The sequence below is a fragment of the Paraeggerthella hongkongensis genome (assembly GCF_003726035.1).
In the GTDB taxonomy this organism is placed as follows: Bacteria; Actinomycetota; Coriobacteriia; order Coriobacteriales; family Eggerthellaceae; genus Paraeggerthella; species Paraeggerthella hongkongensis.
This window is the reverse complement of record NZ_QICD01000001.1, coordinates 79,031-101,766: the sequence shown is the minus strand read 5'-3', so window position 1 is coordinate 101,766 and position 22,736 is coordinate 79,031. Positions and strand designations below refer to the sequence as shown.

Sequence of the window (22,736 nt, the reverse complement as noted above, 5' to 3'; positions counted from 1 at the left end):
CAAGCTTTAAGCGATGCTCGCAACCCCCTCGCATCCGTAAGGTCATGACCGCGGAAACGAGGGACTCTGCACCGTCGGGCCACGGCCCACGGCAGCCCCCTTCCCTCTCATCCGCAAACGAGGAGAAGACGAGAAGCAAGGAGAAGGAGGAGGAGTATGGATACACTGACCATGTCTCGACGCACGTTCGTCAAGACCGCAGCCATCACGGGCGCAACCGTCGCCGCGTTCGGCGCGTCGACGCGTACGGCGTTGGCAGACCAGACGTACAGCGAAGTTTCCGGCAACGACACCGTCGCCGTGAAGACCTGCTGCCGCGGCTGCGGCAAGATGGAATGCGGCGTTAAGGTCATCGTCCAGAACGGCCGCGCCATCCGCATCGAGGGCGACGAGGGCGCGTACCAGTCGATGGGCAACTGCTGCACGAAGTCGCAGTCGTCCATTCAGGCCGCGTACCATCCCGATCGTCTGCACTACCCCATGAAGCGCACCAACCCCAAGGGCGAAGAGCCCGGCTGGCAGCGCATCACATGGGACGAAGCGATGGAAACCATCATCAGCAACTTCATGGAGATCAAGGGCAAGTACGGCGGAGAGTCTATCGCCTGCCAGGTAGGCACCTCGCGCATCTGGTGCATGCACTCCGAGTCCATTCTGAAGAACATGCTGGAAACGCCGAACAACATCGAGGCGTGGCAGATCTGCAAAGGCCCGCGCCACTTCGCCACCACCATGGTGTCGCAGTTCGCCATGTCCTGGATGGAAACCATCACCCGCCCGAAGGTATACGTGCAGTGGGGCGGCGCGTCGGAGCTGTCCAACTACGATGACTCCTGCCGCACCACGGTCGACGTCGCGTCGCGCGCCGACATCCACATTAGCTGCGACCCCCGCATGGCCAACATGGGCAAGGAAGCCGACTACTGGCAGCACCTGCGTCCCGGCACCGACGGCGCACTGGCGCTGGCCTGGACCAACGTCATCATAGAGAAGAAGCTCTACGACGATCTGTACGTCAAGAAATGGACGAACGCGCCGTTCCTCGTATGCGAGGACATCGAGCCGTCCGGCTTCCCCACGGTCCGCACCGACGGTTCGTACTGGGACGTGAAGACGCACCTGCTCAAGGAGAGCGACGTCAAAGAGGGCGGCAGCCCCTACAAGTTCCTCGTGTACGACAACAACTGGGAGAAGCTGAAGGCCCAGGGCATCGAGCACGAGTACGGTCCCTTCACTTGGTTCAACGCCGACCAGGAAGGCGTTATCGATGAGACGGGCGGCTTCTGGGAAGGCGAGAACTACGACTCCGAGAAGGCGCGCCAGGGCCGCGAGGCCGCGCAGGACAACCTGCTGCCCGGCCAAACGCAGGGCTGGCTGCCCGACCCCATGCCGTTCGATCCCGCCATCGACCCCGCTCTTGAGGGCGAGTTCGAAATCGAGCTCAAAGACGGCAAGAAGCACAAGGTCAAGCCGGTTTGGGAGCACTACAAGGCCCGTGCCGCCGAGTTCAAGCCCGAGGTAGCCGCGGAAATCACCGGCATCCCCGCTTCCGAGATCGAAGCCGCCGCCACGGCGTACGGCACGCGCCTCGACCCGTCCACCGGCTACGGCAACGGCGGTATCCAGTACATGCTGGCCGTCGAGCACGGCTGCAACGCCATCCAGAACTGCCGCGCCTTCGACAACCTGGTGGGCATCACCGGCAACATGGACACCCCGGGCGGCAACCGCGGTCCGACAATCGTCCCCATCGACGGCGACCTGCAGGGCTTCAGCGCTTGGGCTCCGGGCGCATCCACCCCGCCGGCGGAAGTCAACCAGAAGCAGATCGGCATCGAGAAGTTCCCGCTGATCAGCTGGTGGCAGTACTGGTGCGACAGCCATTCGCTGTGGACCGCCGTCCTCACGGGCGACCCGTACCCGGTGCGCGCGCTGTGGAACGAATCCGGCAACTTCATGAGCCAATCCAACAGCACCACCGCTTGGGAAGCTTTGCTGTCCCTGGACTTCTTCGTGGACCTCAACCTGTGGCACACGCCGCAGAACGACACCGCGGACATCATCTTGCCGGTTGCGCACTGGATCGAGCTCAACTCGCCGCGCGCCAGCCAGGGTTCCGCCGGCGCCATGGGCGCCACCGTCAAGTGCGTGCAGCCGCCCGCGGAAGCCAAATACGACCCCGAGATCGTCATGGATCTGGCGCGCCGCATGAAGTGGAAGTGGACCGACGAGCCGGGCAACGAGTGGCCCGACATCCAGTGGCAGCTTGACGACTCCATCAAGCTCTTGACCGACGACGAGCTGACCTACACCACGTGGCACGTTGAAAACGGCGTTCCCACCTACGAGCGCCACGGCGTTCCGATGGCGGAAGTCAAGCCCAAGTACAAGACGTGGGACGAATACGTAGAAGCCTTCCAGAAGCATGGTTGGTGGCAGGCCAAGGACATCGAGCCGCGCAACTGGGGCACGTACCGCCGCTACCAAACCGGCGCGATGCGCGCACGCGACCGCGTATGGGCCCGCCTGGACTACACGGCCGGCAAGGGCATCGGTGACTGGAAGCCCGGCTGGTTCACCCCCACGATGAAGCAGGAAATCTGGTCCACCGTCATGGAATCCCACCATCCCGATCGCAAGGATTGGTGGCTGCCCAGCTGGGTCGAGCCGCCTCATGGCCCGAAGGACGGCGACCGCATCAAGGAGTACCCGCTGACCGCCACCACCGGCCGCCGCATTCCGGTGTACTTCCACTCCGAGCATCGCCAGCTTCCCTGGTGCCGCGAGCTGTGGCCGGTCCCCCGCGTGGAGATCAACCCCAAGACGGCTGCGGAATACGGCATCGAGCAGGGCGACTGGGTATGGATCGAGACCGAGTGGGGCAAGATCCGCGAAGTGGCCGACCTGTACTACGGCGTGGACGAGGACGTTATCAACCTCGAGCACACCTGGTGGTACCCCGAGGTGCAAGAAGCTGGTCACGGATTCCAGTTCTCGCAGGTCAACCAGCTGATCGACCACGACGCCCAGGACCCGCACTCCGGCACGTCCAACCTGCGCGCCTACCAGGTGAAGATCTACAAGGCAACGCCCGAGAACTCGCCGTTCAACAACCCGGTGCCGTGCGACAGCAACGGCACGCCCATCATCCATACCTCCGACGACCCCCGTCTGAAGGAATGGCTGCCCGTCTACGAAGGGAGGGAGTAAGACATGACGAAGGCTATCATCACCGACCTCAACCGTTGCGTGGGCTGCCTGGCCTGCTCGGTTGCATGCAAGGCCGTGAACAACGTGCCCATCGGCAACTACTGGAACAAAGTCGTCCGCGTGGGGCCGAACCCCATCCCGGGCGGATCGGGCCAGTTCCCCGATGTGTACATGTACTTCCTGCCCATCGGCTGCCAGCACTGCGAGAACCCCGAGTGCGTGAAGGTATGCCCGACCGAAGCCTCGCATGTGGCCGAGGACGGCTCCATCCAGATCGACAAGGAAAAGTGCATCGGCTGCCAGTTCTGCGTCATGGCCTGCCCGTACGGCGTTCGCTACCTCAACGAAGAGGAGAAGGTCGTCGAGAAGTGCACGCTGTGCGAGCAGAAGCTTCTGCAGGGCGAACTGCCCCAGTGCGTCAGCCAGTGCGGCGGCAACGCTCGCTGGGTGGGCGACACGGAAGAGGGCTTGGATTCCTACGTGGGATCGTTCGACTCGGCCGACAAGCAGCGCAAGATGACGGAGTTCCTGGAGCCTTTCGAGGAGTCCGACATCTATCACCTGCCCAACGTGGGCAACGACCCGGCGTTCTCGTTCATCTTGCGCGACCATCATTGGGAAGGAGGTGATGAGTAATGGAAACTCAGTGGCCTTTGGTTATTTTCACCCTGTTCGTTTGCCTGACCTGCGGACTTCTGGCCAGCATGTCCATCTTGGCCATCAAAGGGCAAGGTCGCGATCTGCAGATGCCGGCGCTCATCACGTCGTTCGCGTCCCTGATGATCGGCGGCATCGGCGCCTTCCTGCACTTGGAGCATTGGGAGCGCATCTTCAACGGCTTCGGCCATATCACGTCCGGCATCACTCAAGAGCTTATCGGGTGCGTGGCGCTGGGCATCGTGATCGTGGCCTGGTTCGTGATGCTGCGCGGTGACAAGGCCCTGCCCAAGTGGCTGGCCATCGTCACGCTGGTCGTGGCCGTCGGCATGGTGTGCGCGACCGCCCACTCCTACCTGATGCCGGCCCGCCCCGCCTGGGGTCTGGCGCTCATCGCCTTCTACCTGGGCAACGCCTGCCTGCTCGGTCCGGTGGCCCTGTGGTGCCTCGCAGTCCTCAAGAAGGACGAAGCCGTCGAGAAAACGGCCATCAACCTGTCTTTCTTCGGCGCCATCGCCCAGCTGGTGGGCGACGTGATCTACGTGGCCGCTTGCGCCACCGCGACCATCGCCTCCTACGGCCACTACCTCGACCCGACGCAGATGACCACCGCGCCGGTGCATGTGGACAGCCTGCTGGCAGTCATGACCACCGGCGACGCAGCGATGATGTTCTGGCTAGCCCTCGCGTGCGCCGTGCTGGCCCTTGTATGCGCCCTCGTGGCCAAGAAGAAGGTCGGCGCGTCCAAGACGCTCATGATCGTGGCGGCCATCGTGGCTGTGGCAACGTCGCTCCTGTTCAGGGTTTTGATCTACCAGCTGGGATACTCGGTGTTCCTGCTGTACTAATGCTTCACCCCGGCGCCTTCGGGCGCCGGACGCCCGATCTTCCCGGCATCAAGCTGCAAGCACCGGGAAGATCGGCGGAAACGGGGCCCCTCTTCCCCCAACGCCCCGTTTCCGCCGATCTATCGTTGCGTTGACAAGGTCCTCCTCCCTCCCTTCCGAATCAACGCGACAGATCAACAGCCGGCCCCTGGTTTTACGCTTCCCCCTTTCTCCCTCCGCGCTGGAAAGCCAGGGGCCGGCATCTTTAACGAACGAGCCCCGAAAGGAAGCGGTCGGCATCGTTCGCTTCCCGCGCATCCGGATTTCTCCCTTGAGAATGCCCGTTTTTTGCCGCTGCTGGTCTTGATCATTACGCAAAGGCTCTACAATGGAGCAACCAGCAGAACCAAAGGGAGACCACATGCCGCGCACTCGCCTCCACGACAATGCGTCGACCGGACATGTATACGTCATAGACCGCGAATACCGTATCGTGCACCTCGACCAAGCAGCCCAAAGGGTATTTCCCAACGGGCGCATCGGCGCGCGATGCTACGAAAGCTTCCGAAACCAATCGGAACCGTGCAAGGACTGCCCCTGGCAGCCAGGCGCAAGCGAGCGCGTTACGCAAGCCGCCGTGTTCAGCAATCGGTTGCAGCAGTGGTACGAAACCACCTGCCTGGAACTGGATTGGTTCGAGCACGGTCCCTGCGTCTTGTTCTCCAGCCGCCCGATTAGCGTCGGAGGAGAAAACTTGATCACAGCACTCAAAGAGCCCCTCTCCTACGATGAGCTGTTCGAGATCAACCTCACCGAGCAAACGTACAAAACGCTTTGCAGCGAACCCGGAAAATTCAAAACGCTGCCGCCTGAAGGCTCGTTCGGCGGTACGTCGGGAAAAACGTTCGAGGAATTCGTGCATCCCGACGACATGCAGCGGTTTTTGGAATTCTGGGACCTCGAAACAATGCCCGAGCGCCTGGACAAGGCCGGCGGAACGCTGCAAGGGGAATTCCGCAAAAGCTTGCAATCAGGCGACTGGGCCTGGACATCGCAAAACGTTGCTTCCGTAAAGCGAGGACCCGACAGCGAAATCGTGGTCATGTGCTTCGTCTGCGACATCGACGCAAACGTGAAGCTACGGGAAGACAGCCTGGAGAAGGCCCATCTCGTCACCTTGAGGGAACGAGATCAGCTAACCGGCCTGTACAACGCGAGCACGCTGTACAGGAAGGCCGAAGAACTGCTGGAAAGCACGCCTGGCATCGTGTACGAAGCCATCTACGTGGACATCGAGCACTTCAAGCTGTACAACGAATGGCATGGGCACGAAGCCGGCAACGACATGCTGCGCGCCATAGCCGATCACGTGTCGGATATCGCAGGCGCCAAGGGCGGGATCGCCGGGCATCTTGGCGGGGACGATTTCGTCCTCATCCTCCCACGCGGCCTGGTCACGCAGGAAAGCATTGAGAAGCGGCTGAAAATGCCCCCGTTCGACTCCGAAGACGCCATCGGCTTCCAGCCTGCCCTGGGAATCTGCGAAATCGATTATCCGCGAACGCCCGTCATCACCGCCTGCGACCACGCCATGACGGCGATGAACAACGCCAAAGGATCGTACACCAAACGCGTATCGCACTATCGGCCGTTCATGACCGAAGCGCTGGAAAGCGAAACGAAAATCCTTCTGGAAGTCAAGCGAGCCCTGGAAAACCGCGAGTTCGTTCCCTACTGGCAGCCGCAATGCAGCACACGCACGGGGCGCATCGTCGGGCTGGAAGCGCTCGTGCGGTGGAAGCACCCCGAACGGGGGATCGTCGCGCCCGGCGAATTCGTCCCGGTGCTCGAACGAAACGGGTTCGTGACATCGCTTGACCTGTATGTATGGGAAGCCGTATGCCGCCAGCTGCGCGACTGGATCAACCGCGGCATAGACCCGCTGCCCGTCAGCGTGAACGTATCGCGCGCAGACATCCATACCATTGAGGTGCCGGAAGCCATCGAGGATCTGACCAAGCGTTACGGGATTGACAGATCGCTTCTGGGAATCGAGATAACCGAAGGCGCGTACGCTGAAGACGAAAAAATAACCGACATGGTCAATCGGTTGAGGAACTTAGGGTACGTCATCTTCATGGACGACTTCGGCAGCGGGTACTCTTCGCTCAACATGCTCAAGGACATCAACGTCGACGTGCTGAAAATCGACATGGGATTCCTCTCCCAAGAACGAAACGCTCGTCGGGGCGAAAGCATCTTGGAAGCCATCGTATCCATGGCCCGGCTCGTTGACCTTCGCGTTGTCGCCGAAGGAGCCGAAACGGAACAGCAGGTCGCTTTTCTGCAGGACATCGGCTGCGAATACGCCCAGGGCTACCATTTCCACAAGCCCATGTGCACAACGGATCTCGAAGCGCTTTTGAACAATGAAGACGCCATCGATCGCCACGGCATTCTTGATGCCACGGTGCCCACCATAGACATGCAGGCCCTCATGCGCGACAACGGCGTCAGCCGTACCATGCTGAACAACCTCATTGGAGGCATGGCCGTTTACGCCGTATACGACGATCACTACGAACTACTGCAAGTGAACAACGCCTACTATCATGTGACCGGTTGCAACCCGGCCGCCCTCAAGGAGCGCCGGGCTGTCATCTGGAAGCAGATTCACCCTGATGATCTGGGCATGGTGATGAGCGTCTTCGACGAGGCGGAACGCCACCCCGTCACCGGGGCGCAAGGCGTAGCCCGTCGCTACCGCATCAACGGCGATCTCATGTGGATGAAAGCACGCGTGTTTTTCCTGAGCCACCAAGAGGAGCGCCGCCTGTTCTACGCTTCGGTGGAAGACGTAACCAACCAGCGCACGCACGCCATGGCCTCGCTCGGCTCTGTAACGCAGCTTGGCCACGCATTCGAGCTACTGGGCGCTCCGGCGATGAATCATTGGTACATCAACCTTTCGCGCAAGGCATTTCTGAACGAGCAGGACCGAGCGCTCCTGAACGAAAAACTTGGCGTGCGCTTCGAAGACTGGAGCATGCACGACGTGGATGACGTTTTGAAAAGCGTCATCCGAACGAACCACGACGAAGAAGCAGTGCGCAGGTTCCTGGACCAAAACCGCATGCTCGACGATTTCGCGCAAGGCATAAGCTCGCGAAAGCTGGAATACCGTCAAGCGAAGCTTGAATTCTCGCCGTTTTACGAAAACGGTGAAAGCGCCGACGAAGACCTGATCGACGACACCGCGTTTTGGGCCGAGCTCAATTACCACCTGATCCGCTTCGACGAAACCGGCGACGTGTACGTCTACCTGTACGCAATTGATATCGACCAGCGCAAACGCCGCGAACTAAAACTTGAAAGCCAGGTTGACCACGACGCTCTTACCGGCCTGCCCAACCGCCAAACGGGCATGACGCGCATCCATAACCTGATTGAGAAAACGGTTGAGAGAAAGGCCGTGGGAGCCTTCGCCATCATCGATCTGGACAGCTTCAAGTCGATCAACAACCGCTACGGATACCTGTGCGGAGACACTGCGCTCTCGCACATGAGTCGCCACCTCCGCACGGCCCTTTGCAAGGAATCCCTTATCTGTCGTTGGGACGGAGACGAGTTCGTGGCGTACTGCGAGGGCGTTTCGAAGGAAGAGGCTTCCGAGCGCATGCGGGCGCTGTGCGAAAGAACCTGGGAAACGGAAGCCGAGCCCGGCCAGTTCATCGGCCTTTCGGTGTGCGCAGGCGTCTCCCTTGTTCCCGATCACGCAACCAGCTTCGAGCAGGCTTACGAAAAAGCCGATGTGGCGCTACGGCAGGCAAAGGAAGCGGGAAGAGGCCGCTTCTTCGTATACGATCCCGACCAGCAGCAAGCGCGCGGCCACGACCAGCTTCCCTAGATGCTTATTCCCACGGTCATGTGCATCATGTAGAACGCAAACCGCATGACGAAAATGCCAACCAGGGCAGACCCCGCCGCGGCAAGCGCACCGGGCACGCTCAAGCGCGAACAACCCCATAAGGCGAACGCGTCCAAACCTACGGCCAGCGCGCCCGCAGCGGCGAACACGCCGACCATCGCCCCGAAACCCGGAACCAGGTCGGCCGCCGTGGTAAACGAGTTATCGATAAGGGGAAGCTCGGCCCCTTGCAAAGCAAAGCCTCCCACATTGAGCGCAAGAGCAGCTGCAGCTGCAGCAACCAAAACCCGGCCCCAACGACCGCGCACGCCCCCATATCCTGCCGCACACAGGCCCGCGATCGCAAGAACAGGACCTCCGACCAGGGAATTCAATACCAAGTTAAGCGGCACGTACACCGTGCGCCACGACACGATGGTCTCGGCCGCGTACGCAAAAGCAACCGCAATCACAAATCCAACGCCAGCAGCCATCGCCGCCATCAGCCACAGACGCTGCAACAGCGGGCGCGGGTGCTCCGCAAAGCAGTACAGCCAGTACAAACCGGCAAGCGCCAAGAACAGCACCGCGCAGAACACCTCGGTGGAAAGCGGACTGCGCCCGACGCCTACAAACACGTAGAGCGCGTTCGCGGGATTACCCAGATGCGTGGCCGAAGCCACCAAGCCCGCCATGGATACGATCAACGGAGCAGCAAGAAACACATTGAGGCGCTGGCGCATGGCCGCATCGGTGCTGCGCGCCAGCACGGGCAGGGCCATGCACAAGTACGCGACAACGCCCGATGGCGCAAGCGTCGTGAACAGCACCAGCGTGATCTCGCTGAAAGCGGTGTCGAATCCCGTGATCACAAGCGTCCTTTAGCGATAGAACCGCGGGTAGACAACCTCGAGCCCCAGCTCGTCTTGAATCCCCTCAAGCGACGCTTTCGTCAGGAGGGCAAGGCCCTCGTAAAACGGCTGCTCGGCTGCTTCAGCCAGCTGGCCGAGAAAATGAGAAGACCAGGTAAGCAGGTGCAAGCGCATAAAATCGTCGAGTATTTCCGGCTTCTCGCGGGCAATCCAGGCCATGAGCGCAAGCATCAGGCCGATGTGATCCTCGGGCGTCTTATCGTCGGTGAGGCGCTCGATGCCCTGCTCGCGCATCCAGGCGCGCAGCTCAAGCGTGCTCTTGCCGAACACCACGCACTCGCGATCCGTGTACACCGAGCCCCACGGGGGAGCCGGTTTCACGGCGGGGCCGATGAACAAGCGACGATATTCCCAGACCAAAGCCTCATCGTCAATGCCGTTCGCAAGCCCTTGCACAATCAAGCCTAGGTCGCGACGCGCCTCTTCCTTGTCCGCAAAGGGCCATTCAGCGGCGGCGGCTTCAACATCGAGCGCAGCCATCGCAGCGAACGCCTCCTTCGCATCGCCCGTTTTCGGATCCTGTAAGAAAAACGGCGCGAGCGTTTCGCCCGCAAAGGCAACGGCTTCGAGCACCAGATCCTTATGTTCCTCCATGAGCAGTCCTCTCTCCCTCATGCTTGTTTTCTATCGGCTCGCTTACAGCACTTCAAGCGGATTCACGATGCGCCCGTCCTTCGACCCCGATGGCCTTGCGTCCAAGCACGGCCGCACGAACAGGTTCGGAGCCGTTGCCGAAGCCTCGGGAAGCGGGGCGATATCCGCACGACGTCCAAGCTTTTCCATGGCTTCGAACGGGCCGAAATCCAAAGCGCGCGCCGGGCAAGCCTCGACGCACACCGGCTTCTTTCCCTCGTCAAGGCGATCTCGGCAACCGTGGCATTTCACGGAATGCCCTTTTTTGCGATCGACCTTCGGGGCGTTGTACGGGCACGACAGGTGACAGTAACCGCAGCCGATGCAACGGCGCGCATTCACCAGCACCAGACCCGATTCAGCTTCCTTGTGCATAGCCTCGGTCGGGCACACCCGCACGCACGCCGGATTGTCGCAATGGCAGCACGACACCGACACGCTGTATGCGAAGCACGTGGTGACGAAGCCGTCTCCCAGGCGAACCGTTTCGCCTCCGGTGTATTCGTACACCTTGCGATACGCCGTGCCCACGTCAAGATCGTATGCGTCCTTGCAGGCGAATTCGCAGGTTTTGCACCCGGCGCAACGTGACCCGTCAAAAAAGAATGCCTGCTGAGACATGCAACGATCCCCCCTTTCGTCAACATCCGAGCGCACACGCCCCTACCGAAAAGGCGGGGCACGCCTATTTTAGCGTACCCCGCCTTTGTCCTACGGAGCGTCAAGCGGATTCACGAACCCTCGGCAAGAGGGTCGCACATCCGTCGACCGTCCGCATGCAGGCGATCGAACCTACGCAACCTCAAGCGGGTTGACAACCTCGGCGCCGCCCACCGGCTTTGCATCCGCAGAAGCCTTGATGAAGAAGTTCGGGGTGGTTTCCGATACGTCGGGCAACGGCGCGATGTTGGCGCGCTCTCCCAGCTTCGCCATCTCCTCGGCCGTGCCGAAGTCAAGGGCGCGAGCCGGGCAGGCCTCCACGCACACCGGCTTCATGCCGGCGGCAACGCGATCGGCGCAACCGTGGCACTTGACCGATTTCTTGGCCTCTTCGTCGACCTTCGGAGCACCGTAAGGGCACGTCAGAGCGCAGGTGCCGCAGCCGATGCACTTCTCGCGGTCGACCTCGACGAAACCCGTTTCCGGATTCTTCGAGATAGCCGCCTGCGGGCACTTGGACATGCAGACCGGGCTGTCGCAGTGATTGCACGACATGGACACCGGATAGCTGACGCACGTCGTGGTGATCGCGCCGTCGGCGTCGCGCGTGGTCTCGCCCAGCGTGGCCTCGAAGACCTTGCGGAACGTCAGGCCCACGCCCAGATCGTTGAAATCCTTGCACGACATCTCGCAGGTTTTGCAACCGGTGCAGCGCGTGCCGTCAAAGTAGAATGCCATTTGAGACATGATATATCATCCTTCCTGAAGCTCGCCGCTTACGCCTTCGCAACCTGGCAGATGTTCGTGTGCTGGGGGTTGCCCTTCGACAGAGGAGAGGGGCGCTGGGTGGTCAGCGTGTTGATGCTGCCGCCCTTGTCCACGCCGCCCTTGCGATCGCCGTCGTACCAAGCGCCCTGGGACACGGCCACCACGCCCGGAAGCGTACGCGGCGTGACCTTCGCCAACAGCTCGATGGAGCCGAACTCGTTCTTGACCTGCACGGTATCGCCCTGCTTGATGTTGCGGGAAGCCGCGTCGGCCGGGTTGATCCATGCCTCCTGCGGATTGACTTCCTTCAGCTCGGGCATGAAGCCCCACGAGGAGTGGATGCGGCCGCGATAGTGGAAGCCGTTGAGCACCAGCGGATACTCGTCGGTGGTCGTCTCCACGCCGTACCACTCGGGAATGTATGCGGGGATCGGGGGCAGCGTATCCATACCGGGCAGCGTATCGCCGTCGGTCAGCTCCCAGCCCTCGGTGAACTGCAGCAGCTTCTCGGAGAAGATCTCGATCTTGCCCGATGGCGTCTCAAGCGCATTGGCCACGGGGTCGTCGCGGAACTTCTTCATGGAGATAACCGGAGCGTAGTCGCGCGTGTACACGCCCATCTCCACGGCCTCGTCCCACGTGGGAAGCTTCTCGTCCTTTTCGCGAGAGGTTTCGTAGATGCTCTTGATCCAGTCATCCTCGGTCTTGCCCTCGGTGAACTGGTCCTTGACGCCCAGCTTGTCGGCCATGAGCTCGGCCATCTCGTAGGCGGTCTTGCGCTCGAACTTCGGCGTGGTGCACGCCGTGCCCGTGATCATGTAGCCCGTGTCGGAACCCGTAGAGATCTGCGACGTCTGCTCGAAGCGGAACAGGTCGGGCAGGATGACGTCGGCGTACATGAGCGAATCGCACAGCACCGTGTCGATGCCCAGGATGAACTCGCACTTGGACTCGTCGGCCAAGACCTCGTGCGCCTTGTTGATGTCCGAATGCTGGTTCGTCAAGCAGTTGCCGGCGTAGTTGATCATGTACTTGATGCCGGTGGACAGCTGGTCGACGCCCTTGACGCCTGCGTTCTTCGAGGTCATTTCCGGACCGTGATCGATGGCATCGGTGAACAGGAAGCACGGGATGGAAGCCTTTACCGGGTTGTCGCCCTTGGGCAGCGATCCCAGCGAAGGAGCGTTGCGCGCTTCACGCGTGCCGTTGCTGGTGCCCGGCAGGCCCACCTGGCCGACGAGACACGGCAGGGTCATGATGGACCACGCCGTCCATTCGCCGTTGCTGCGGCGCTGCGGACCCCAGCCCTGGTTCACGTAGAGCGGCTTGGTGGTGCCGATCTCCTGAGCCAAGCTGCGGATGCGATCGGCGGGGATGCCGGTGATCTTCGCGGCCCACTCGGGGGTCTTCTCCACCATGTCGTAGCCCTCGCCCATGATGTAGGCACGGTAGGACATGTTCTTGCCACGGTACGATTCCGGCATGGTCTCCTCGTCGTAGCCCACGCAATACGTATGCAGGAAGTCAAGGTCAACCATGTCGTTGGCGATCAGCTCATGGGCAATGCCGGCGATGAGCGCGGCGTCGGTGCCCGGGTTGATGGGCAGCCACTGATCGGAGTGGCCCATGATGGAGTCGTTCATGCGGGGGTCGATCATGTAGATCTTCGCGCCGGTCTTCTCGCGCAGACTCACCCAGTCGTAGTGCGTGGTCAGGCCGCCCTGACGCGTTTCCGTGGGGCTGGAACCGAAAATCAGGATAAGGGCAGAGTCGCGCGCGGCGCTGAACGAGCTGCCGCCGCTGCCCTTGGCGCCGTACATGTACGGCGTGATGCAGGATATCTGCGCCGTGGAATAGCTGTTGTAGTAGTTCAGGTAGCCGCCCACCAAGTTCAGCACGCGGTTGAACGGACGCGACGTGGTTGCGGACACGCCGGTGGCGTACGGGACGTACACGGCCTCGTTGCCGTACTTCTCGATGACTTCTTTGAGCTTCGTCATGGAAGTCTCGATGGCCTCTTCCCAGCTGATCTGCTCCCACTTGCCCTCGCCGCGCTTGCCGACGCGCTTCATGGGATAGTTGAGGCGATCCGGGCTGTTCATCCAGCGACGATAGCTGCGGCCGCGCAAGCAAGCGCGAGGCTGCGGATCGTCGAAGCCGGCATCGGAGCTGGTATAGGTATCCACCCATACAACCTCGTCGTCCTGCACGTGGAACTTCAAGCTGCAGCGGCCCGGACAGTTGATGGCGCAGTGGCCCCAGGTGATGGTCTCCTCGGCGCCCACGGTGCTCGCACCCGTCACCTTCGCGTCGGCGGCCTCGTCCTTCGGCGCTTCCGCCTTGGGCGAGCAACCGAACAGCGCGCCGCTTCCGAGCGCAGCAGCGCCCAAACCGGCGAGCGTCGAGCCCTTCACGAACGTGCGGCGCGACAGCGTGGAGTCATTAGAACCTAGCATGTTCCCTCCCTCTCCTCTATCTTCCTCGTCTTGCCAACCGGCTCGCCTCGTCCTGCGAGCCGTAGCCTTCCAAGCGGGAAAGAAACGGCAACCCGTGCACCAGGCAACGATGCGCCCGATCCCTCCCCCTTGCTCAAAAGCTACCGTCATTCTAGGAGAGGGCGCTTGTCGGCGTGTCACATAAAATATGCGAATTTGAAGTATGTCCAGGTCAGAGACTATCACATACAGTCGCTTCGGGGCAGATAACCTTGTAGGCCCCTCGTTATGCAGCACGGCGCGCCAACGGCAATGCCGTCGCAGGAGGCTTCTTCCGCGTGCCGCAGGGCGCACCTCGCTTGCCCGACGCAACAACCTCAAACCGTCAGAACCTGCCAGCGAACCCGATTTGCGAACGCACGTCCCCTCTCAAAGCGGCGCCAACGCCGCGGACGTCATGCAATCGAACGCGTCTCGGCCGTGCGGACCCCTGCGCCGCCAAGCCAAGCTCCAGAACCGCTTGCCGCGCCATCAAAGTCGGGTATACTGCACAGGCACAAACGCTCTTCAACTCAGCAGGGAGCAATCGTGTCTTTCAAGAACATCGTCCATATCCTGAAGCCGAACGTCACGTCGCTTGGCTACGGACTGTTCATCGCCATCAACGCAGCCGGCGTCTGGGGCGGCGTGTTCCCGTTTTTGCCCATGGAATTCCAAACGCAGGAAATCGTGTTCTGGTTCTTTTTGGCGCAGTCGCTCGTATTCTCCTTCAGCTATTTCGCAAGCGCACTGGGCGTGTACTTCTTCCCCGCGCCCACGCGCACGTTCATCGTAAGGCTGGCCACCGCGCCGTACCTGCTAGGGTGGTGCTGCCTGATAGCCGCCATCTACCTTGACAGCTACAAGCTTTCGCTCGTCGTTGCCGGCGGCGCGCTGCTAGGCCTGGGTTCCGCCGGATTCTACATGCTGTGGCAGCGCCTGTTCGCGAGCCAAGACTCCGACTCGGGCAACCGCGACCTCATCCTGGGCACGGCATGGGGAGCGCTGCTGTACTTTTCGCTGTACCTCATACCCCAAGCCGTCACGGCGTTTCTCATCCCTTTGGTGTTTCTTCCACTGTTCGGCCTGACCATTGCGCTGAAAAGTCGCCGTATCGATCGCGACCAAGCCATGTTCCAAGACGTGCCGCGCGACCATCCGCGCGTGTACAAGCGCGTGATCGAAGACTACTGGCGCAGCGCCCTGTGCGTGGGCGCGCTGGGATTTTGCACGGGCATCATGCGGGCGCTAGCCATCGGTGAACCTTCGGTGGGATCGCTGGTGAACGTGCTGTCCATGGGAGGATCGCTTACCACCGCGGTGGTGCTTCTGGCGTTGTGGCAGTTCAAGAACCTGCGCGTGAACGTGGTGGGAGCCTACCGCATATTCTTCCCCTTCGTCATCACGTCGTTTTTGCTGCTGCCGTTTTTCCCGGTGGAGTATCAGCGCTGGCTGGCCGCCGTTTTGTATGCGGTGTACAGCGTGGCCATCATGCTCATGATGATCCAGTGCGCGCAGGCGTCGCGCGATCGCGGCATCAACCCGGTATTCATCTACGGCTTCTTTGCGGGCATCGTGTACGTGCTGCACGACGTCGGCTTTGCGGGAGGCGTATTCGCAGAGCGGATCATGGTCATAGGCATTACGCCGATCGCGGTCGTTGCCTTGGTGGCCGTGTATTTGCTGGGCCTCATGTACTTCGTGGGACAAGGCGGTTTCAAGCGCATTCTGCGCCATGCGGAGAAAGGCGCGCAGCACGAGGCGGCAGCAAGCATCGAGCTGGTCGCCCTGCGTCCGCGCGGAGAGAAAGCGCGGCCCATCGACGAAGCGGAAAGCGCCAAGAAAGCGGCGAAAGACCCCGCGGAAACGCCCGCAACCTCGAAAAAACGGCAATCCACACGCACGAAGCCAGCCGAAACACGAGCCGACATCGCCCCCGTATACCAAGACCGCATCTCGAAGCAGGCGGCGCTTTTGCAGCAGCATTACCGCCTGAGCGCACGAGAAGCCGAGGTCATGGAACTTATCGCGCGCGGAAACACGGTCGCGCGCATCGCGGAGGAGTTGGTCGTATCCGAAAACACCATCCGCACCCACTCCAAGCGCATTTACACCAAGCTGGCCATTCACAAGAAGCAGGAGTTGTTGGACTTGATAGAAGCCTTCGACCCCAACGATTTGAAGGAATAGCCGCGCATCTAGCGGCCAAAACCAACGAACGACAGCGAAGAAAACGAGGGGGCGCCGCGAAGAGAAAGGGGAGGAAGTCGCGGCGCCCCAGGGAGGAAGACCAGCGGCGCCGCAGGAGGGGGAAGCGCGGGCCGCCTTCGCATCCGCCGAGAAACCCGGCGGATGCACGAATATGCTTACAAGTACATGACCGGAAGCGCCGCCAGAATAACCAGCAGGCGCAACAGGAAGCCGCCCACCAGCACGCCGGCCTCACCCACCGCGCTCACCGCAAGCGAGGTCGTGGACGTTTCCACGCGCTTCGCGATGAACACCGGATAGCCCTCGATCAGAAGCGGCGCCATCAGGCCCAGCAGCACAATGCCGCCCCAAAACGCCGGCGCATACGGACCGGCCACCAGCGACTGCACCGACGCGGCGCCTTCGTAGCTGCCAGCGCTCACGATAACCAGCATCGTCGCAAGAACCACAATCTCGACAACGGACAGAACCACGTGCGACTTCTTAACGAGCCACATCTGCTCGAAGCGCTCGCGATCCACGATAAGCCCCACCAGCGACGTTGCCGCCAAACCCGCAGACAGCGCCGACACCACGAACAGGATGGGCAAAATGGCGTTGTTCCACAGCGGGAACGCCTTCACCACGCCCAGCAAAAAGCCCGTGTAGGCCGCCACGGCAAACGCGAACACGACGCCGATCCACATGAGCCACTTCGGCACGCGCCGCTTCAAAAGCTCAAGCACCGCAGCTGCCAGGGCGACGGGCATGTAGATGCAGATGAAGTACACGCCCAGCGTCATAACCGACCCGGGATTGGAAACAAGCAGGAAAAAGCGCAGCGGATTGTGCAACCCGGCTTCAGCATCCAGCATGAGCATGAGCAGGCCGATGCCCAGAAAGATGGGCGCGATAATGCGCCCGGCCACGCGCATCTTCACGCTTTCGGGGTACTTGGCCTCGACGAACGCGGCCGTTAGAAACGCCCCCGCCGACGCGCCGGCCAAAAACAGGTACCACGCGATCATAGGTCCCCAAACCATGGCTTCATCACCTCACGTAATAGATTTTCGAAACGGTCAGATTGTCAGCGAGCGGCTGCGCATGGTAATGCGCGATAGCCTGGTTGATCTCGCTGTTGGGATCGTCCAGATCGCCGAAGATGCGCGCGCCCGAAATGCAGGTTCCCACGCATGCCGGCGGGTTGCCCGGGTTCTGGCCGTCCCAGCAGAAGCGGCACTTCTCCACCACGCCAGTTGACTCCTGCACGATGCGCGCGCCGTAAGGACACGCGGCCATGCAGTACTTGCAGCCGATGCACTTCTCCGCGTCCACCAGCACCACGCCGGAATCGGTGATGTAGGTGGCGTGCGTCGGGCAGACTGCCGCGCACGGCGCGTCCTCGCAGTGCATGCACTGAGTGGGAACGACCTCGTTGTACACGTTGGGGTACTCCCCCGTTTCGATCTCGTGATACTTGATGAACGATTCCGTCGGCTCCAGATGGTTCTTCATCTGGCACGCTACGCGGCACGCCGAGCATCCCACGCACTTCTTTGTATTGATAAGCATTCCGTACCGTGTCATGCTACGCCCCCGCCTTCTTCACCGTAACGGCCACTTCCTGGCTCATCATCGAGCCCACGCCCGGCTCCGCATCAAGCGGAATGAAATCGGTCAGGCTGATGCCGTACCGATACGCGCGCGTTTGAGCAGGGGAATCTCCACCGTAATGCGTTGGCAGGAACACCACGCCCGGCTTGAGGCGCTGCGTCACGCGAACTTCCACCTGGCCGGTATGCTCGCTTGACGACACCTCGACCGTATCGCCGGTTTCAACGCCTATGTCCTGGGCGTCCTTGGCCGACATCCACAGCCGCTCCATGTGATACTCGCGCGAGATGGCATGCAGCGCTTCGATGTTCTGCGTCATGGTATGGGAGTGAATGCCCTGCTTGCCGCCGACGATGGCGAACTCCCCTTCCTTGAACACCACCTTGCGCGGAATCCAACCGATCACCGGGTTGAGTCCCGCTTCGGCGAACTTGTCCGTTTTGAACTCGAACTTGCCCGATGCCGTCTTGAACTTCGGAGGACCGTATTCGAAGGGGGCAGCGGAAAGCTCCATCACGCCCTCGCGCTTCAAATCCTCAATGTCAACGCCCACCGTAGCCAACTGCGCAGCAGTCCAGTCTTCAGCCGTGAACTGGAAGAATCGCCCTACACCGCACGCCTGCGCCAAGCCGTTGAATATCTCGTCGCACGTCTTCGTTTCCGGATGAATCCGGTCCAGGACCACCGTGCGCATGCCCACGAAGTGCTTCTTGCCGCCCACGAATTCGGGCAGCTCCAAACGTTCGAGATACGTCACCTCGGGCAGCACGTAATCGGACTGAAGCGCCGTTTCGGACATCTGCACGTCAATGGTCACCACAAGGTCGGCCTTGCCCAATGCCTCGGTCCACGCCTTCGGCTGCGCGTAGCCCTTCGCCGCGTTGGAATTGTAGAAGAACAGGCCCTTCAGTCGTCCGTCAAGCGCTGCCTGCAGTGCAGCCACGTTCGTGCCCGCGCTTGGAAGCACCAGCGGATACTCCTCGTCGCCGATGCGCTTCGCCTCGGGCTTCGGCGGCTCGGCGAAACGAGCGTCAGAAATGGCGCCGACCTTGGGCGAGGACGTGATCAACGCGCCGCCCTTCGCGCCCCAGCTGCCCAACAGGGCATTGATCGCCGTGATGGCGCGCGCCGTTTCGAGCGAGTTCTTGTACGAACAACCGATAACCGAACGCCATCCAGACTCGATGGACGCGGCGGGAGCGGCAGCGGCCATGGCGCGGGCCAGCTCCTTGATGCGCTCAGCCGGCACGTCGGTTATCTCCTGAGCCCAGGCCGGCGTGTATTCTTTGGCCTGCGCGGCGAACTCGTCGAAGCCGTAGGTGCACTGCTCGACGAAATCATGGTCGTACAAGTCCTCTTCAATAAGCACGTTCGCCATGGCCATGAGCAGCGCCAGATCGGTTCCAGGATTGATGGGAACCCAATCGGTGGCGAAAATGCCGGAGTTGTTCAGGCGCGGGTCCACCACGACCACGCGCGTCCCCTGTTCGGCGGCGTCGGCCAAGCTATGCACCGACGACGGGCGAATGCCGTCGCCGTAGCTGCGGCCGATGAACATGACCATCTTCGCGTTGGCGAAATCGTTCGAGAAACCCGTAGCCCCGATGGCCAGCTGATAGGCGCTTTCCTTCGACAGGTTGCACGACGAGGAGTGCGCGTACACGTTCGGCGACCCCAGCGCGTGCATGAAGCGCTTGGAGTACTGCTTGCCCGACGGACGCGGATCCTGGATGATGGCCAACGATTCCGGCCCGCTTTGAGCGATGACGTCCTTCACCTTCTGCCCTATTTCGGCAAACGCAGTGTCCCAGTCGATGGGCTCGAACGAGCCGTCCTCCTTGCGGCGCAGCGGCTGGGTCACGCGCTCGTCGGAATACGCCAGCTGAGCCAAGCCGTGGGCGCGGGCGCAGATACGGCCTTGGGCGTACGGGTGAATTTCGTTGCCGCGCAGCGTCCACAACCGCCCGTCAACCGTTGTGGCAACCAGCCCGCACTTGCTGGAGCATCCGTTGCACAGCGACGGAGCCTCCACCGTCTTGCCCGCTTGCCCACCGACCTCGGCAGCTTGAGCGCGCCACGCGCCCACCGAAAGCGAACCCGCTGCTGCAAGGGCCGCCGTCGCCGCGGTTCCCTTCAGAAACGTTCGCCTTGAAACATCCGAAATGAACATTCCGCCTCTTCCTTTCCTTGTTGTCGAATCTCGTCTTTGCTCGTCTATCGGCGTCGAAACGCCTCGAATACTCGAACACCGCTGCATGCAGCGGATGATCCCTTGGAACGGTTCGACGCGCGCATGCGTCGAACCGCCGGAAAAGCCCTCACGCCAGCGCAGGCTGACCCGATCGCGCAGCAATCTCGTTCGCCAAGCGCTGCGTCACGCCGAGCAGCGCTCGCACCCGTGCGATGCCGCGCAGCACCGCGTCAAGCGTATCGGCATGAACATGGGCACCAGAGCCGAATAGCAGCGGCGCTTCTTCAGCCCGACGGGAAAGAGTCCCGTCGTAGCTTTCAAGCCAATCGAAGTGGTCGGCAACAAGATCGCGCGCAGCAACGCGGTTTTCGCACTTCACGTACAAAGCCAACAGGTCCAGCAGCAGCGAAAGATGATCGGGAGCAGCCGCGAACCGCGCGGGAACGTCTATCTCGAGCGAGCGGTACACGACCTGCATGTGCCGGGCGGAATCCCCCAGGAACAAGCCGCGCGATGCCCCATAGCCGTTGCCCGGCTCTTGGGACCACGGCTTGTACAAAGACTCCACGGGCAACGCCGCAAGCGGCATCCCGGATGAGAGCACGCTATACTGAAACGCAGCGCGGTCGGACCAGCCGAACGACGCCGACAGCGCTCGCTCCCATGAATCGGCCTCATCGCACGACCGGGCCAAGCTGCGTGCAACGCTTCGCGCGCACTCCCCCGCACCGCTTTGCAGAACCTGTGCGTATTCCTCTTCGCTTAAACATGTAAACAGGGGCGCAATAAGTGATAATGTACGTGCCAAAGCCAGTTCCGCCTGCATGATCTCGTCCTCTCTCGTCGGGACAATCGTAGGCATCTGGAAAACCTGGCAGGTAATCAGTTTCTGGTGATTTAGATATTTTGCCTGGTAGATAAGCCATTATTAGGAAACTGCAACCAAGGGCGCGCACTCGTCGAAGCGCGTCGCTGCAAGGAGGTAAGCTTTTGAGCGATCCGCTGATCGCCACTCGTGGGCGGCGCAGCATGCGCATGGTATGGAAAACGCTGAGGCTTCGTCATGTCGGGCTTGCGTTTTTCTGGGCATGCAGCATGCTCACGTTCCGCAGCTCCATTCTGCTTGCGGGTCCGGCGAACACGCCCGGGTACGAAACGTTTGTCGTGCTGGTTTCGTTCGTGACGAACATGACCACGCTCTTCGCCATGGCCGCTTTCATGGAACGCAATCCCTCCGCCATCGACCGGCTTCCCGGAAAGCTGTTCTGCGCATGCATCATAGCGGGAATCATCGCCCTTGCAAGCGCGGGCCGCATGGGAAGCGAAGAGGCGATAATCGTGATGCTAGCAGGCGGCGGCGCGCTGACCGGCATCGGCTACGGATACTACTGGGGAAGCTGGGCGGAATGCCTGGGACGCATGCACCCGTCACGAACCTCGTTTTACATCCCGGCGGCGTTTTTGGTGAGCGCAGCGCTATTCCTGGCGATCTCGCTTGCCGCCGAACTTGCCGGCGTGCCGCCTCTTGCACTCATGATCCCGCTGCCCGTTCTGTCGCTGGCGTGCCTGCACCGCTGTCGCGACGAAGCTCCTGACGGAGGCCACGCAAGCGCTACAACGCCCAAGCGCTACCTTTCTGCGCTCGGTTCGCTGGTAACGCTTATCGTAGCAAGCTTGGTATTGTCGCTGTTGTTCGGGTTCGTATGGGAAATGACCGTGTTGTCGGTCGGCTCGGTCAACGAAGCCCACCAGATCCCGCTCGTCGCAGATCTTGCGGTAGCGGTCGGGCTCATCGGCTTGGTGCTCTACGCGAACAAGCGAATGGATCTGGCACTGGCGTACCGCGTGATCGTGCCTGTCATCGTGGTCCTGTTCGCCGTCATGCCGTTTTTCTGGGAGACGAACCCCGTGGTTCTTAACGTTGTGATGAGCGCAAGCTACGGCGTGTTCGACGTCATCATCTGGTACATGGTGGCTTCGACCGCCTACGATTACGCCGTGTCGGGATTCGTGGTGGGCGGCATCGTGCGGGCGCTGTCCATCCTTGCGCGACTGGTGGGCATCGGCATCGGGTATCTGCTCATGCTCATTCCCGGCACCCCCTCCATGCTCATCGTCGGCGTGTCCACCGGAGGCGTATACGTGCTGGCCATGCTGGGCCTTTTCTACGTCGCGCGCAAAAAGTCCGAGGGCGCAACGCCCGCGGAACCCTCCGAAAAACGCATCGAGGCCTCCGCCGACGCGTCGAAATCGCAAACCGCACCGCCGCACGCACAGCCCGAAACGCCAGGATCCCAAGCTCCTCCTGGGCCGAATTCGCCGAGTTCAGACCAGGCCATCTACGACATGATCGCCGAGGACTTCAGCTTGACCCGTCGTGAATCGGAAGTGCTTCCCTATTTGGCACGCGGACGATCAGCCAAGGTCATCGCAGAAGCGCTGTTCGTGTCGGAGAACACCATTCGCACCCATACGCGGCGTATCCTGGAAAAAACCGAGCTGCATTCGAAGCAGCAGATCATCGACCTGATCGAAACGTACCGATAGCGCACCGCGTGGGCGCGAATCGGCACCTGTGACAATTTGCGCAGCGTATGGAGCCATATACCGACCGCGTTTCAAAATGCGACCAGGCCTTTTGTCAACAAGCTGCCAGAAAGCACGCCCTCGGCG

15 protein-coding genes are annotated in these 22,736 nt (G+C 61.4%); 6 read left to right on the top strand and 9 right to left on the bottom strand.

Translation table 11 applies throughout. The features are described 5' to 3' along the window. Nucleotides 1-156: 156 nt before the first annotated feature. The 4 genes from DMP08_RS00425 (at nt 157) to DMP08_RS00405 (ending at nt 8,601) form a co-directional block, all read left to right on the top strand. A complete protein-coding gene (locus DMP08_RS00425) occupies nt 157-3,210 on the top strand; it encodes a molybdopterin-containing oxidoreductase family protein (protein WP_123191045.1) in 3,054 nt (1,017 codons plus the stop codon). A gap of 3 nt (nt 3,211-3,213) precedes the next feature. Next, the gene (locus DMP08_RS00420; protein ID WP_123191044.1) at nt 3,214-3,846 is read left to right on the top strand and encodes a 4Fe-4S dicluster domain-containing protein; all 633 of its coding nucleotides are present in this window, start codon (nt 3,214-3,216) and stop codon (nt 3,844-3,846) included. After that, nucleotides 3,846-4,715 (top strand): dimethyl sulfoxide reductase anchor subunit family protein, encoded by an 870-nt coding sequence (locus tag DMP08_RS00415; protein WP_123191043.1) that lies wholly within the window; start codon nt 3,846-3,848, stop codon nt 4,713-4,715. Before DMP08_RS00420 ends, DMP08_RS00415 begins: the two co-directional genes overlap by 1 nt. A 400-nt stretch (nt 4,716-5,115) precedes the next feature. Then, the gene (locus tag DMP08_RS00405; RefSeq protein WP_123191041.1) at nt 5,116-8,601 is read left to right on the top strand and encodes an EAL domain-containing protein; all 3,486 of its coding nucleotides are present in this window, start codon (nt 5,116-5,118) and stop codon (nt 8,599-8,601) included. On the opposite strand, the gene DMP08_RS00400 is transcribed toward DMP08_RS00405, so the two are convergent. The 5 genes from DMP08_RS00400 to DMP08_RS00380 form a co-directional block, all read right to left on the bottom strand. Further along, nucleotides 8,598-9,473, bottom strand: coding sequence for a dimethyl sulfoxide reductase anchor subunit family protein (locus DMP08_RS00400; protein ID WP_123191040.1), 876 nt, complete (start codon nt 9,471-9,473; stop codon nt 8,598-8,600). The two genes, DMP08_RS00405 and DMP08_RS00400, sit on opposite strands and share 4 nt — an antisense overlap. A 9-nt stretch (nt 9,474-9,482) precedes the next feature. Then, nucleotides 9,483-10,148: a Tat proofreading chaperone DmsD gene (dmsD, locus tag DMP08_RS00395; protein ID WP_244596705.1), complete on the bottom strand. Its 666-nt coding sequence runs from the start codon at nt 10,146-10,148 to the stop codon at nt 9,483-9,485. A 21-nt stretch (nt 10,149-10,169) separates the two neighbouring features. Then, nucleotides 10,170-10,787 (bottom strand): 4Fe-4S dicluster domain-containing protein, encoded by a 618-nt coding sequence (locus DMP08_RS00390; RefSeq protein WP_123191038.1) that lies wholly within the window; start codon nt 10,785-10,787, stop codon nt 10,170-10,172. 171 nt (nt 10,788-10,958) lie between these two features. Beyond that, complete coding sequence (locus DMP08_RS00385; protein WP_123191037.1) at nt 10,959-11,573, bottom strand: 4Fe-4S dicluster domain-containing protein; 615 nt, start codon at nt 11,571-11,573, stop codon at nt 10,959-10,961. Between the two features lie 29 nt (nt 11,574-11,602). Further along, on the bottom strand, nt 11,603-14,050 hold the full coding sequence (locus DMP08_RS00380) for a DMSO/selenate family reductase complex A subunit (protein WP_123191036.1): 2,448 nt from the start codon (nt 14,048-14,050) through the stop codon (nt 11,603-11,605). A 633-nt stretch (nt 14,051-14,683) separates the two neighbouring features. Between DMP08_RS00380 and DMP08_RS00375 the strand changes: the two genes are divergently transcribed. Further along, nucleotides 14,684-16,258: a helix-turn-helix domain-containing protein gene (locus DMP08_RS00375; protein WP_420541178.1), complete on the top strand. Its 1,575-nt coding sequence runs from the start codon at nt 14,684-14,686 to the stop codon at nt 16,256-16,258. Between the two features lie 176 nt (nt 16,259-16,434). Here DMP08_RS00375 and nrfD read toward each other — a convergent pair whose 3' ends face one another. The 4 genes from nrfD to DMP08_RS00355 all read right to left on the bottom strand — a co-directional run bounded on the left by nrfD (nt 16,435) and on the right by DMP08_RS00355 (nt 20,925). Continuing rightward, complete coding sequence (nrfD, locus tag DMP08_RS00370) at nt 16,435-17,301, bottom strand: NrfD/PsrC family molybdoenzyme membrane anchor subunit (protein WP_123191034.1); 867 nt, start codon at nt 17,299-17,301, stop codon at nt 16,435-16,437. 7 nt (nt 17,302-17,308) lie between these two features. Next, the gene (locus DMP08_RS00365; protein ID WP_123191033.1) at nt 17,309-17,845 is read right to left on the bottom strand and encodes a 4Fe-4S dicluster domain-containing protein; all 537 of its coding nucleotides are present in this window, start codon (nt 17,843-17,845) and stop codon (nt 17,309-17,311) included. Nucleotide 17,846: 1 nt separating this feature from the next. After that, complete coding sequence (locus tag DMP08_RS00360; protein ID WP_123191032.1) at nt 17,847-20,042, bottom strand: molybdopterin-containing oxidoreductase family protein; 2,196 nt, start codon at nt 20,040-20,042, stop codon at nt 17,847-17,849. A gap of 148 nt (nt 20,043-20,190) precedes the next feature. Continuing rightward, a complete protein-coding gene (locus tag DMP08_RS00355) occupies nt 20,191-20,925 on the bottom strand; it encodes a molecular chaperone TorD family protein (RefSeq protein WP_244596704.1) in 735 nt (244 codons plus the stop codon). A gap of 128 nt (nt 20,926-21,053) precedes the next feature. Between DMP08_RS00355 and DMP08_RS00350 the strand changes: the two genes are divergently transcribed. Then, entirely contained in the window at nt 21,054-22,610 is a 1,557-nt protein-coding gene (locus DMP08_RS00350) for a helix-turn-helix domain-containing protein (RefSeq protein ID WP_244596703.1), read from the top strand. Nucleotides 22,611-22,736: the final 126 nt, after the last annotated feature.